Below are 14437 nucleotides of genomic sequence, written 5' to 3'. Positions count from 1 at the left end.
AATCTAGCCGTCGGTCAAATTCCAGTTACTTTTAATTATCACAATGAATCGGCAGATATTTTGTGGATGCGACAAAATGCGCCTAGTTTTGGTCAAGTTTTATCAGCCGAGACTCTGGCAAAGGTCCTGAATTTAGAACCAGATGAAATTGATGCAAACTTCCCAATTCAAGAAGTTTCGACCGGAGTGCCGTTTATTATTGTTCCATTAAAAACTCTCGCCTCGCTCAAAAAAGCTCAAGTCAACTTAGATAAATATTTTGAGCTAGTGGATAGAATGGAAGCAAAAGAAATTTTGATATTTTGCCCAGAAACTTACAGCGACCTTAATGATTTAAGCGTGCGAGTTTTTGCCCATTCCTTAGGAATTCCAGAAGATCCAGCGACTGGCAGCGCTAACGGCTGTTTGGCGGGATATTTGGTAGAATATGCTTATTATGGGGAAGCAAAGATTGATGTCAGAGTTGAGCAGGGTTATGAAATCGATCGACCTTCTTTGCTGTTGTTACAAGCAGGCCAAAATGAAGGGGAAATAGCAGTTTTGGTTGGTGGTAAGGTGGTGATGGTTGCTAAGGGAGAATTTGTTTAGAATATTTAAGGGGAAATTATTAACCGCAGATTCACGCAGATCTACGCAGATCTACGGAGATATGTACAGCTAGATTTAGATGCTTGTTTGGCGATCTAGATGTTACAATATTGCTAATATGAGCTACCTCATATTCCTCGCTCCGCGTTATTGTTATGCTACACAAGTCATCCATACCACATACTGTTCAATGCTTCCAACATTTTCGCGGACTTTAAATGTATCCCCTGAGGCTTCTGAAGCTCTGCTTTCACTTCCCTTAACCAGCTTGCTCGATTCACCGGAATTCAAGGAACTCTTGGGAAGCCTGGATAGTCGGTTGCTAAAAGAAACTTTGCCGACTGCTGGAACTGTTTTAGCTCAAAAGCTTCCGCTTTTTTACGATTGGTTGCAAACAGAACTAGGAATTAAAAACGTCCCTGACAGTCCCGATCATGCTACGAAATGGGTAGTCGGTTTTTTGAAGAATCAAGAAAGTTTAACTCGTTTAGTCGATCTGCACAAATCAATTCCTAGATCGGCAGTAGAGCGATCGATCCCTCGTTTAGTTAGCGCCTTTGATGAAGTTCAACCCATCGCCGTAAAGCAAGAATGGGAAAAGGCGATATCGGCACTTTGTCTGGTTCTCGCCGTCGCAGCGCGGGAAAATCAGCCATCTGCGGCCTGAAGCAATTCTGTCTGAGTTTACACAAAGCGGTTTTTTCGGAAAACTTGCAATTGAGTGCGATCGATCTGAACGACTACCGGCCGTCGCTTGTTGAGGACGATCGCATTGTGTCTATTTAGCAAAAGCCACTGAGCCAATATTGCCACAATCGCGCGTCTTTTGAGAAACTGGCCTTCAAAACGCGCCATTCGGACGATCGCCTCTTCGATTTTATAACAACAGTTTTTGCCTTTCTGGGAAATGACAAAAATCGTTCCCGGTATGTAATCGCCTTGATTTGCCCAAAAAGCATACCTTTCGCCTAAAGTAAAGTAGTGAAAAACATTGTTAGCCGTGGAAGTTTTAGCTAACTTTTCCGAAACGCCCAAAGAATTAAAAATTACAGTGGATCTAATATAATCCGGGTATTTTGCTGCTATTTGCTGAGCAACTTTGCCGCCCAAACTTTCTCCGATGACATCGGGCGGATTTCCGCTGTGAAATTGCTGCTTTATCCAATCAATAGCACCCGCAGTTTGCGCCGATTTTAACTGGCGTTCTAGTTTTGCCATAAATACATCGGGCGTATCTTCCAAAACGCGCTCGAAAGGATACCAAGAACCGTATCCGCGAATCACGAAAACAGGCGGATTATTGCCAGAAATGGGAAGGCGACTTTCAGCATAAAAACCCGTCCGAGAGTCTTCAAACACTTTTGTTATGATATAATTTCCATCAATAACTTGCCCTGACTCGTGCCGAATGTAAATTGAAGGATTATTGCGTTTAAAAGTATCGTGCAGTTGGGGTTTGGCAAACTTTTCATACAGGGAATCTAGCAAGTGCCTTCCCGTTTGGCGATCGACAAAATCGAATTCTGTTCCTTTCATTATCTGGTAGCCACCGATTTTACCAACAATATTTAATAAGTACAAAAAATCTACATAAGCCCGCTACCGCCCAACGAATAATCTAAATTAACTTTAACTTGTATCAAATGGCAATAATTTACATGACATTTACCGTTGGGTGAGAGAGGGCGGGTTTTATAGATTGTTAATTATTAGCAAATATTGTATGTGAAACCCGCCCCTAGCAAATCACTTTTACAAAACTCGCAACGTGCTAGCAACACTATCGACTGCTTCCATCGCGCGAATTTCATCGAGTGCTTGTTGAAAATTTCCTTCCCTAACATCGTGAGTCACGACGACAATTTCTGCTAAATCGCCGTGAATTCCCGTCTGCACAACTGATTCCAAACTAACTTTGTGGTTGCCGAAACAAGTGCCGAGTTTGCCAATTACCCCCGGAGTATCGCGCGTCAGAAAACGGGCGTAAAAGCGAGTAACCAGTTCCTGCATCGGAGCAATTTTGCAGTAGTGTTGGTGACTGCAACTCAGCAAAGGATGAGGAGTCGGAACAGCTTGGCTTTTCACGATTGCCGCCACATTCACTATGTCGGATACTACGGCGCTAGCTGTGGGGCCTGCACCCGCGCCGCGCCCGTACAGCATCAATTGCCCGATCGGCTCTCCTTCGACTAAAATAGCATTGTAAACCCCGTTTACACTCGCCAGCGGATGAGTTTTCGGCACAAAACTCGGATGCACTCGAATGGACAGCAGTTCGCTTTCTCCCTCCGCTTGCTTGCCATTGTAGCGGGAAGTTTCTTGAGCAATCGCCAATAATTTAATCACAAATCCCAGCTTGTCGGCGTAGTCAATATCCGCCGCACTAACTTTTCTAATACCTTCGCAGTGAACATCAGCTAATTTGATGCGTCCGCCAAAAGCTAGCGAGGCTAAGATAGCAATTTTATCGGCAGCATCTAATCCATCTACATCTGCTGTGGGGTCAGCTTCAGCATAACCTAATTGCTGAGCGTCGGCGAGCACTTCGGCAAAGTCTGCGCCTTCTGTTTGCATCCGCGTCAGGATGTAATTAGTTGTGCCGTTGACGATGCCGGTGACTGTTTGAATGCGGTTTGCACCTAAAGATTGTTTGAGGCTTTGAATGACCGGAATGCCACCGCCGACAGCAGCTTCTAGCATTACGTAAACGCCTTTTTTGTTGGCGGCCTCGAAGATTTCATTCCCGTAGCGGGCGATAACTGCTTTGTTGGCAGTGACGACGTGCTTGCCGCTGCCAATAGCTTGCAGAATGAGCGATCGCGCCGGTTCCAATCCGCCAATCAGTTCTACTACAATATCAATTTCCGGGTCAGTTGCGATCGCTTCTAGGTCAGTTGTCAGCACATTTTCTGGCAATTGTAAAGACCGAGTTCGAGAAATATCGCGCACTCCCACCCGATAGATTTCCAATTCCTGCAACAGCGGATGGCGGCCATCTGGGGAGAGCAAAATCTCTGCTGTTCCCGCACCAACTGTACCCAAACCTAGCAAACCAATTTTGAAAGCCACGACTTTGACCCGTTGAAACTCACTTCATCTAGAATCATTGTATGATAACCGCGGCTTCAGTGAATACCCAGAGACCCGACTTCTTAAAAAAGTCCGGGATCTACATGACTAATTAATCCAGATTTTACATGGCAATTTAAAGTTCTGTATCCATCTCTATCCCCATTTCTCGCAGCCGCTGCGCCAATCTTTCGGCCCGCTGCCTTTCAGCATTAACTTGCTGTTCTAGTTGCTGATTTTGCTGTTCTAGTTGCTGTAGCTGTGCTTGTTCTTCTCGAATTAAATCTTCAACTAGGGGCGGACATAGCACTTGATTAACCGATAAAATAAATTCAGCGAACTGTACAGACTGAACTTGCTGTCCCGGCAAAAATTCCTGATGAGAATAACTGCCTTCATTTTCCGGGCGACTGCATACTCGTATTTTCGGTTGATTTGGGTCTACAATCCAATATTCAGGGATATCAATTAAGTCATATTCTGCCCGTTTGCGAATGTAGTCGTCCCGCCAATTTTGACTGGTAACTTCGATAACTAACAGCGGTTTTTCTTCAAAATCTAGCACTGCGGAACCTGGTTCCGCGCAGACTTGTTCCCAAAGACTCTGAGTGCAAATCACCACATCAGGAATGCGAGAAGAGTTTTCCTCAGTTCGGACTGCGGTAGTCACAATTGCAACTATCGGTAGGTTGTGTGCTGCAAAGAAGCGCCGGAACTGATAAACTAAAAATTCACAAATTTTGATATGTATTGCTGTAGGTGTTGGCATTTCAATCAGATTGCCCCGATATAATTCATAACAAACACCTGATTCTCCTTGATAGTTCAGATATTCTTCAAATGTGAGTTTTTGGGTAGAAGTTATAACCATGTCAGTTATCTCCCTTTTTCGGTGAGCTTACTGTATATTTTACACTTGTATTGGGTGAACCAGCCCCTCAAGACTCAAAACTGTTTCAAAAATTGTAGGGCGAGCCAAGCCCACCCTACAAATCAGATTAAATCAGGTAACACATTAATAAGTTTCAACGTGCCAACGGTGTTCTTTCTTCAACTGTTTCTGATAGCCAGCCCAGTCAACACCGTACTTGCCAGCCGCGGCCGACATTCCCTCATCAATTCCGCCTTCCATACCCTTCAAACCGCAGATATAAGTGTGAGTATTCGGCTTTTGAACCAATTCCCACAATTGGTCTGCGTTCTCTTGAATCCGGTTTTGAATGTACATCTTGCCGCCGTCAGCATTCTTTTGCTCGCGGCTGATGGCATAAGTCAAGCGGAAATTATCGGGGAACTCGCGCTGCAATTGCTCCAACTCTTCCTTATAAAGAATGTTGGGAGTATAAGCAACTCCAAAGAACAACCAAGCTAAACCTCTGAATTTGTAATCGGGGTTGTTTTCTTTAAACATCCGCCACAAATAAGCCCGGAAAGGAGCAATACCCGTACCGGTACCCATCATAATCACAGTGGCTTCTTCGTCGTCGGGCAACAGCATTTCCTTGCCTACCGGGCCGGTGATTTTGACATCATCTCCAGGTTGCAAAGCGGTGAGAAAAGTCGAACAAACACCAAAGACTTTTTCACCAGTTTCTGGGCTTTTGTACTCTAGGCGGCGGACGCATAGAGAAACTGTTTTGTCGTCTACATCGTCTCCGTGACGGGTGGAGGCGATCGAGTAAAGCCGAATTTTGTGAGGTTTGCCGTTTTTATCCGTCCCATCGGGAATAATCCCGATACTTTGACCTTCGAGATAGTGTAACTTGCCTCCAGAAATGTCAAATTTGACGTGACGGACTGTACCCTCGCCGCCTTCTCTGACCAATTCTTCTGTAGAAATGCACTTACCAATATAGGGATTGGCCGGCTTGTAGAGGTTAACAGGAACCTGAACTTTTTCCTTGGCTTGAGTCATGGGCTTAGTTTTTTCTCCAGATTTCTGACTCTGTAGCCCTGCTTCTGGTGCGACTTTGCCATTTGTTTCGGGAGCGCTGTTTGAGGGGCGAATGCTGACAATTTTGCCACCCATCCGAGCAATCCGGCGCATTTCCTGATTCATGCGCTCGTAGGGCACGGAGATAAATACGCTGCCACTACGGCGAATCGGGTTACTTGTTTGGTCAGTTGCTTGGCTCTGACGCATACCCTCCACTTCGTAAACAAAGATGCGGCTGCCTGATTCTGAGTTTGCCGCAACACCAGATATGCTTGGGCTGTACATTTGTTGCTTGTCCTTCACGATACAGAGTTATAAAGAAAGAGAATGTGACGTTAGACTCAATTTACTTTTTTCTTAAGGCCATCGGGACTAATTGGCCGCGCCAATTTTTGGGCCTCGCCACGCCGGCAGGAGTGTTGAAGTTGCGATCGCTCGCGTATCAAATCCCTACTAGCCGAACGCCGCGCTCACCGAGCCCTGTTGCGTTCGGCTGTTGACCTATAGCTATTGTTGTCTGCGTACTGCAAATATTTTACCCGATCGGGGGATCTGCCCCGATAAGTCCTTCTGATTTGGGGAGCGCCCCACCAGAGAAAGGAAAATTCGAGCAGTTTAATGAGGCTGAGCTTGTAGGGGGCGAACGCATTCTGGTAAGATTAACCACTAAAGTTAGTATTAATTACTTGCCTTGAAGATTGCTTGGGTCTGCCCGGGCAGGCAGTCAACTCACTGCTGTATGCTGGTGAGAACTCGATCCTCTCGGGGTAGCACAGCAGCACAAAGCCTGCTTGCCGCTACCTGCGGGCTGAAATTTTGTGGAATCTAGACTTGAGTTAGTTAGTAAACAGTGATTTTGTTAGAGGGAAACTATGACCAGTAAGCCGGATCGCGTGGTTTTAATTGGCGTTGCCGGAGATTCCGGATGCGGAAAATCTACTTTTTTACGCCGATTGACAGATTTGTTCGGGGAAGATTTCGTGACTGTAATCTGCCTTGATGACTATCATTGTCTCGATCGCAAGCAGCGCAAGGAAACAGGGATTACAGCCCTTGACCCCAGAGCGAACAATTTTGACCTGATGGCTGAGCAAATGAAGGCTCTCAAAGAAGGTCGGGCGATCGACAAGCCGATTTACAACCACGAAACCGGTCTGCTCGATCCTCCTGAGCGGGTAGAGCCGAATCACGTGATTGTGATTGAGGGGCTGCATCCCCTTTACGACGAGCGAGTTCGATCGCTCATCGACTTCAGCGTCTACCTCGACATCAGCGACGAAGTAAAAATTGCTTGGAAAATCCAGCGCGACATGGCGGAACGGGGCCACCGTTACGAAGACGTGCTGTTTGCGATCAATGCTCGCAAACCTGACTTTACCGCCTACATCGACCCGCAAAAGCAATATGCTGATGTGGTAATTCAAGTGTTACCGACCAACTTGATCAAAGATGACAAGGAGCGGAAAGTTTTGCGCGTGCAAATGATCCAGCGCGAAGGCATCGCCAATTTTGAGCCTGCGTATTTGTTTGACGAAGGTTCAACAATTAACTGGGTTCCTTGCGGCCGCAAGCTGACTTGTTCCTATCCCGGAATTAAGATGTACTACGGGCCTGACGCTTTCTACGGTCACGAAGTCTCGATTTTAGAAGTAGATGGTCAATTCGAGAATCTCGAAGAAGTTATTTACATCGAAAGCCATTTGAGCAAAACTTCTGCGAAGTATGAAGGCGAGTTAACTCACCTGTTACTCCAGCACCGCGAATATCCTGGTTCCAACAATGGAACTGGTTTGTTCCAAGTGTTAGTCGGATTGAAGATGCGGGCGACTTACGAGAAGTTGACTGCGAAGGAAGCGAAAGTGGCTATGAGTGTTTAGAACACAGACATGAAAGATTTGAGAGGCGCAATTGCGCCTCTTTTTTTGTGGGAAAATGAACCACAGAAGGCGCAGAGGGCGCAGAGTAGAGTTAGGGGAGGGTGTTTGGAAGTAGAGAGGTTAAGAAGGTTTTTCCGGCTTCATTCAGGTCGCTATCTAGGGAAAAAGTTAGACTGCGAACTCGAATATCGTCATTTTTTATATCTAGTGGCTGCTTGAGGTTTTGCGGGTAGACGAGAATTGCATTTTGGCACTTTAACGCATTTGCGTAAGCAACTATTTGATGACGGTCATCACTGCCTACTTTATCGGGAGCTTTGTATTTTGTATCGAGGACGTATTGGACTTTTTTTGTTCCAATATCGCACAGCAGTAAGTCAATCCTATCGAAATAGTTTTGGTCATGTGTGACTCGGTGTTGTTGTTTGACAAAAAAGCCTTTGGGTGTATTTGCTTTGAGCCATTCAGCGACAAATTGTTCATATAAATTAGCCATGTCTATGAGAAAAGGGAGCATTTGGCGATCGCCACTTTCGTGACTGGGCCCTGTGTTATCTAAAAAAAATCGACATAAGGCGTGTAAAAGTTGATAATCTTCATTCAAACGGTGATAATTTCTCTCAATACAAGCTTCTGATTTAAAAGGTTTTAATGTAACAAATCCTTGGAGTGCGTGAAAGGCTTTTCGCACAGTGGATGAAACAGATTCACCGCACAAACCGCTGCGGCCAATGATGAATAGTGTCCAAGCGAGTATTTGATTGTCTTCGATGTCGCCTGTTTGTTCGTTATAGTGGCATTTTAGTTTAACATCCCAAGGTTTTTGCAGGGCTGACCGCAAATCGACGCGACCGCGAATGTAGGCGAGTCTTTCTGTTTTGGATAAGTAATCGCGATATAATCCTTTGCGACAGCGTTCTAGAATTTTTTGGGCAAGAATGTTAGCTAATGTCTCGTAAATTTGCTCTAAAAATTGACACTGAATCGATCCTTGGGGAAATTTTATCTTAAGGTTGTAGGCATAGTCAAGCATTCCGAAGAGGTTGTTTATGGAAACCTTGGGGCGGATGGCGATGTGAAATTCTGGAGTGATGGGAATGTTGCCAACTCTGCCTTTAGATTTTAATTGCCATTGATATTTTGTTTTACGGTTGGGAAATTCTATCTCTATCTCCTTGGCATAATTCATATATATTTTATCTCCTACTGATTCGGGGATAAAATCTTGTTCAAAAGTTTCTAATTGATATTCTGTAAGTTCGATAAGTCGGCTGGATTCTGGTTTCATAATTGTGGTGGATGCGGTAACGCCACGGTATCGGCGTTAATGACGGCGTTAGATTGTCAATAGCCCAATTTATTCTTGATATTCTCCCAGAGAAACTCATCCATTTTTTCCAGGTTATCAAAGAAGTATTCTTCAAGGTATGGCTCAATTTCCATTTGCCAAATATCTTGGATATCTTCAGCTAAGGTTTTTGTCAAAAAGAAAGAGATACCTAGTTCATAGTGTTTATTGTTAATTGCGCGATTGAGATCTTCTAGAAAGCTAGTTAATTTATTAACTGGAAAGCCTGTTTCCTCTCTGTGGTGATACTGTCGCAGCACTTCATAGTTTGGATAGACGGGGATAAATGCGAAGCGGCGGCGGAGTGCGTTATCCACTAAGGCAATAGAACGGTCTGCTGTGTTCATTGTGCCGATAATGCGGACATTTGTAGGGATTCTAAATAGTTTACCGCTGGCTAATTTAACGGTGCGAGCGCGGTCATCAAGCAAATACATTAACTCTCCAAATACCTGAGATAAATTTGCACGGTTAATTTCATCAATAATGATAACGCAAGTGCCTCGACGAGACTCAGCTTTTGTGCAAAATTCGAGGAATCTACCGGGAACTATGGCATAGGTTAATTGGTCATTTTGACTTTGCGGTCGGATACCTTGAATGAAGTCTTCATAGGTATAGGCTGGATGAAATTGTATCAGTTCCCAGAAGCCATCGCCGCCACCGATTAAATGTTTGGCTAGTTTTTCCGCTATGAAGGTTTTTCCGGTTCCGGGCGGGCCTTGCAGGATAGCTTGTTTCTTGCGGTGGATGGTGCGTATGCAGCGCTTTAGTTGTGTTTCGTCAAAGCCAGTTTCTTCGGCACATTGGTTCAAAAGATATTCCGGTTGCAACTGTACTTTTTCTACAGCGTATTCAAACACAATTGCCTCATCTACTGAGGGCACTTTGTTACTAGGGAAGTCATATTTTTTTATCTCTACAAGCCAGTGGCAGAACATATCAAATACATCGTCCTCTCGGATAGATGGAACGCCAGTCTGGTGCATTTCTTTAGTTAATTCTTTGATCAGCTTGTGTCCGGTTAAGTTAGCATAGGAGTAGTCTATTAGCTGTTTGCTGTACGAAGTATTGGCGAAATAGTTAATAACCTGTATTGACTTGTCATTAATCGCGAGAAACTCATCGGGACGGAGAGCATTGAGGATAGGCGTTAGCATTCCTATTTCGCCGAACAAGGAGACGCGCATTTCTTCTGAAAACTCTCTACAGGCCGAATATAGCTGACTCGGATCGTCGTTACAACAGCAGACTAAATAAAAAATTAATTCGGCCATTCTTACTGGCGCTATTAATGACAATTTTTTATACGATTTTGAATTCCATAATAACCCTTTTATTATGCACGGATTAATATGAATCCAGGCTCCCATTTGTCGATTAGTAGGAGAGTCTTCGTAAGGTAGAAGTTTCAACATTATAGATTCAGTCACATCTTCTCCAGACTCAGCAGCAGCAGCGATCGCTTCAAAATTTCGACACCCCTGCTGACGCTGCTCCTTGTAAGCGGCTGTGTGACGCAACCCATCGGGAGTGTATGGATATGAATTGACAAATTCTTGAAATAATTTGACAAACTCAGCCTTTTTTTCCGCTTCCATGCTATTCTCAAATACTGTCGATTATTTAATAATTTTTAGCAACACTTCCTGTCTAACGTTTTCCTAATGAATTGACAATATTAAACTGATTAGTTGTCAGGTATCGAAAACTCTGTGGCGGTTTAAGGTTAGGTAACTTGTTTCTTAAACGATGTAACTCTACTGGCTGACTAAACCTATGAATATCTTTTAAAAAGATACCTACACCTACTTTTACACCTTTGTAATAATCATAAAATTCTTCATGGCTAATTCCTGCTATCTTTTCAACTTCCTCCCAAAGATCTGCGATAGGTTTTTCAACAATATTATCCACATTGAAGGAACCAACTACAGCTTTTTCTGGAGATGAAACATAGATTACCACTAGATCTCCTTCATTCAAAAGTCGAGGCCGGACTCGGCGCAGTTCAACTGTTTTTGTATGGTTGAATATTTTAGTTGCGTACTCGGGACGAATAGATAATAATAAGATATTTGACATTTGTAATTATCCTCATTCTAGGTCTCGGTTCCTTCTTTGTAGATTATCCCAAAATTAGTTTTTGAAATCCTAAATACGCTTTGAACCGTTGTCTGCTTACCCAGTATTCCCTGAATTCTATTTAATGTCAATGGGTTAGTGAAAAGCTGAGTGTGGCTGAATCTGATCGCCATGATATCTGCGTTTGCTTCGTCTTTGGCTATTTTCATTAAATCTTTTAATTCGTACACTCCTAAGCTGCGAAATTGTCGATATAGTTTTTCCGGCTTGTCTATGATAACTTCCTCTAGTCTAGAGCAAGCTTTAACCTCTTTTGTCCCAAGAGTAAATGATGAATTGGAGCTCACGTACCATAAAATTCTACCAATAACACCAGGTCTGAGCCCACCATTAGCACACTTGCTTCTATAATATACAAGTTCCCGTTTTAGCGCTAGCTCAATTTTAGAGCCAAAAATGTACTGCTTAGCTAACTCTTCATCGAATAAGTCTTTTGCCCATCTGGGTTGGATGGGAATCATGAAAGTAGGCAGGTCAGCATCAATAATCTTAGCAGGCCAAAGGCGACGTTCAAGCTCTGCCATCGTTGCTATATCTTGAATTAATTCGGGAGTGTTAAGGGTCTCTGCAATTTTCATGCAAAAATTATATTCTTTCCCTATTTTGGCTAGGTTTGCCAGTTTTTGAGACATATCTGCTGCTGTTTCTGCTACAGGCGGATTTGCCTTTAAATACCCATCATCAACTCGAACAAAAGCATCTTCTTGAATAGCTTCTATAACAATTTCATCGAGATGCTGGTCAGTAAGTATCGTAAATTGCCTGTTTTCTTTTACTGAAACTGATATGGAGTGAAAAAGTAAGTACCGTGCAAGTGCCGCTGCTAGAACACCGCGTTTAACTCGGAGCATTGTAACTTCTAATTCGTGATTTTTGTATTGGCAATAGGCAATTAAAGCAAGGGGTTGATTTTCACCATCTAAAATGACATGACACTTAAATTTATCTGGATTGGCAATTATCTGGCGCAAATTTCTCTGAAAATCTGCTATTTTTTCTGCCCTATCAACCGCATAAAAACAGTTGGTTAACAGTAATTTATTAAATTTGCTATCAATTAGTTGAATGGTGAGATTCTGTATGCCGACAAACCGTACCGGTTGATATTGAGTATCTCTGCGAACATCATCCAGTTTAACAATTAAATCTGTAGGAGTCATAATTGCTAAACTAAAGTTTTCATAGACGGCATCTGCTAAAGCTAATATTTTGGGGTCGCGAGTTAAAAAAATTAAGTAATCAGCAGCAATAGCTTGTGCTAATTGACGAACTAATGCTTCGTTTATTTCATCAAAATTTATAGTGGAAATTAGACGATTGAGAGACTTAAATTTTGTTTCAAAAGCCTGCCGCTCGCAGTGGATTTTAGTAAAACTATCCCCTAACAGGCGTTTACGCTTTCTGAGATGGACATCAGAGATCGCGTTTATTGCCTTAAAAATCTCATCGGTAATACACAATTCCAAATAATCTTGTAACCAGTCAGCAAGTAGAGAGTCTGCTTCGGCGCTTTCAATATCTTCATTCCCGTGCAATTCTAAGAAAATACTTGTATCAATAACAGCACAAATTTTAGACTCTAGTTGTTGTGCAGCAGCTTGAGAAAATATAGTTGGATGACCGTGATCCAGCCACCAAACAGTAAGCAGTTTACCCTCCTTACTTCTTCCAGGTCGATCGTTGAGAGGAATAAAACCCAGTGTTTCCCACATTCCGTCTATGCCATAATCGCGACGGCATTTGAGTTGAATTCCATAAAAATTCTGAGTTTTTTGGCTTAGGGAATTGACTAGCTCTTTAGTAACACCCCGACCGCGATATGCAGGATCGACGCAGAGATGAACGATAACAATAATGTTGCGGCGACGCACTGGTCGGTAAAGCAGATAGCCAATGCAATTTTTTTGAGGATTGAGTGCTATAAGTATCAGGCGCTCTCTAGCACTTTCGCGAAAAGCACCTTCGGTAAAAAAACCCAGAGTTTTTTTATTGGCATCACCTAGGGCTATAACAGTTTCTAAATGGGGGGATTTTTCGTCAATCTCTTCAATCGTCACCTGTGTTTCTGCTGTCACTTCTTTGTACCTCCTCAAGTTTCCGCCATACCTCAGTTTGATCTAACTTTACCACTGAGTCAATGATTCGGGTTACTATCTCGCTCTTACTTCCCTCTCAGTATCACATTACAAGCGGCTGAGAAAGTGGGGAGTCATAAAGTAAGATCGCACCCGCCATCCTTACCCACATCAAATGCCCTGCCAAACAAGTAACACTGGCAAAACCGCTAACAACTGTTCCCGGAAAAGTTAAAACTGTGTCGAAACAATCTAAACGTGCTATATTCAATTCCGTAAACCCTGAACTTCCCTATCAGGTATTGCAAATTTATCCACGAGTCAACTGAATGCTCTCTACTTTCAAGAAATTAGCTTCAATTGCAATCATCTTTGCCGCCCTAAAACTTTTACTTAATTATCCGCCGTTCAGAAAAATAGAAAATTATATCGCAAATAGAGACCCAGCAAGTGCTACCTTAGACGCTGGAACTCTGCAGCAAAAATCCAGCAGCCCGCCTCCGGTACTTCCCAAAAAATCACCAGAGCAAAAGTTCGATGTAGTAGTGTATGGTGATGAAGTACCGGGGATATGTGCGGCGATATGGGCTAAGAAGACTTTAGGCGCAAAGGGCAAAGTTGCGATCGTGCGATCGAACTACGGAAGAGCACCTTTGGGCGGCTTACTCACCCGCGGCGGTTTAGCTTACATCGATATAGATAAAATCCCCGGTTGGTATCGCCAACCCTACGCCCAATGTTTTAAGGAATTCTTAGATAAAGCCAATGCGCCGGAATCTTGCTTAGACCCAAAAATGGCAGATCGAGCTCTCAGGCAAATGCTTTCAGCAGCAAAAGTCAAAGTTATTTCCAACTCAACTCTTACTCCCCACGTCGTAGATAAAAAAATCGAATATGCCGAAGTAAAAGGCAGCACTTTAAAAATTAAAGCCAACTCTTTTATTGACGTAACTCAAGACGCGGAATTAGCCAGAAAAGCCGGATTATCTTATTATACAGGATATGAATCTCAAAATATCAAATCCAAAAATGAAACTTTAGCTGTCTCTATAGTTCCGAGAATTACAGGTATAACGATGTCCGAATTCCGCAGTATAGAAGATGAAATTCTATACAATCGGTCGTTGGTAAAAAAGATTAAAGAAAGCATTATGAAATCTAAAGATCCGGCTAGTACAAAATTCTGGATGAGAAATTTCTGGAGTACGATTTATCAGCCATATACAGACGGGTACGACATCAGAAGCGTAGCTATAGGTGCAGCGTATCACATAGACAGAAAGCTGCCCTTTAGTCAAAATAAAGGATTCTTTTTTGATAAAGGCAATGTCTGCGTTTATAACAAAAATGTGCTGTCCTGGAACGGGTTTCTGTTTAAATACCAAGTTAACCAAATCAT

12 protein-coding genes are annotated in these 14437 nt (G+C 43.1%); 4 read left to right on the top strand and 8 right to left on the bottom strand.

Annotated elements, in window-relative coordinates:
- A partial coding sequence (locus tag QUA38_RS20895) for a PhzF family phenazine biosynthesis protein (RefSeq protein WP_333165113.1) occupies positions 1-588 on the top strand: 588 nt, incomplete at its 5' end.
- A 190-nt stretch (positions 589-778) separates the two neighbouring features.
- On the top strand, positions 779-1255 hold the full coding sequence (locus tag QUA38_RS20890; protein WP_333165110.1) for a hypothetical protein: 477 nt from the start codon (positions 779-781) through the stop codon (positions 1253-1255).
- A 17-nt stretch (positions 1256-1272) separates the two neighbouring features.
- Here the strand turns inward: QUA38_RS20890 and QUA38_RS20885 are convergent, their stop codons facing one another.
- From QUA38_RS20885 to petH, 4 genes are all read right to left on the bottom strand, one after another.
- Positions 1273-2124, bottom strand: coding sequence for a hypothetical protein (locus QUA38_RS20885; protein WP_333165108.1), 852 nt, complete (start codon positions 2122-2124; stop codon positions 1273-1275).
- Positions 2125-2340: 216 nt separating this feature from the next.
- Positions 2341-3657, bottom strand: a complete 1317-nt coding sequence (locus QUA38_RS20880) for a homoserine dehydrogenase (protein WP_333165105.1) — start codon at positions 3655-3657, stop codon at positions 2341-2343.
- Positions 3658-3793: 136 nt separating this feature from the next.
- The gene (locus QUA38_RS20875) at positions 3794-4528 is read right to left on the bottom strand and encodes a Uma2 family endonuclease (protein WP_333165102.1); all 735 of its coding nucleotides are present in this window, start codon (positions 4526-4528) and stop codon (positions 3794-3796) included.
- Between the two features lie 144 nt (positions 4529-4672).
- Positions 4673-5878: a ferredoxin--NADP reductase gene (gene petH / locus QUA38_RS20870; RefSeq protein WP_333165100.1), complete on the bottom strand. Its 1206-nt coding sequence runs from the start codon at positions 5876-5878 to the stop codon at positions 4673-4675.
- A gap of 587 nt (positions 5879-6465) precedes the next feature.
- Here petH and QUA38_RS20865 point away from each other — a divergent pair.
- A complete protein-coding gene (locus QUA38_RS20865) occupies positions 6466-7470 on the top strand; it encodes a phosphoribulokinase (RefSeq protein ID WP_333165098.1) in 1005 nt (334 codons plus the stop codon).
- Between the two features lie 91 nt (positions 7471-7561).
- Here QUA38_RS20865 and QUA38_RS20860 read toward each other — a convergent pair whose 3' ends face one another.
- Genes QUA38_RS20860 through QUA38_RS20845 form a run of 4 tightly spaced genes read right to left on the bottom strand, consistent with a single transcriptional unit; the run spans position 7562 to position 13038 of the window.
- The gene (locus QUA38_RS20860) at positions 7562-8758 is read right to left on the bottom strand and encodes a 5-methylcytosine restriction system specificity protein McrC (protein WP_333165095.1); all 1197 of its coding nucleotides are present in this window, start codon (positions 8756-8758) and stop codon (positions 7562-7564) included.
- 56 nt (positions 8759-8814) lie between these two features.
- Complete coding sequence (locus QUA38_RS20855) at positions 8815-10419, bottom strand: AAA family ATPase (RefSeq protein WP_333165093.1); 1605 nt, start codon at positions 10417-10419, stop codon at positions 8815-8817.
- 52 nt (positions 10420-10471) lie between these two features.
- Positions 10472-10903 (bottom strand): ASCH domain-containing protein, encoded by a 432-nt coding sequence (locus tag QUA38_RS20850; RefSeq protein ID WP_333165090.1) that lies wholly within the window; start codon positions 10901-10903, stop codon positions 10472-10474.
- Between the two features lie 17 nt (positions 10904-10920).
- Entirely contained in the window at positions 10921-13038 is a 2118-nt protein-coding gene (locus QUA38_RS20845) for a GNAT family N-acetyltransferase (protein ID WP_333165088.1), read from the bottom strand.
- A 329-nt stretch (positions 13039-13367) separates the two neighbouring features.
- Between QUA38_RS20845 and QUA38_RS20840 the strand changes: the two genes are divergently transcribed.
- On the top strand, positions 13368-14437 hold a 1070-nt coding region (locus QUA38_RS20840), incomplete at its 3' end, for an FAD-dependent oxidoreductase (protein ID WP_333165085.1).

It is taken from the genome of Microcoleus sp. Pol12B4, from assembly GCF_036701385.1.
Lineage (GTDB): Bacteria > Cyanobacteriota > Cyanobacteriia > Cyanobacteriales > Microcoleaceae > Microcoleus.
Note: the sequence above shows the minus strand (reverse complement) of the source record. Positions and strands in the feature narration are given on the sequence as shown.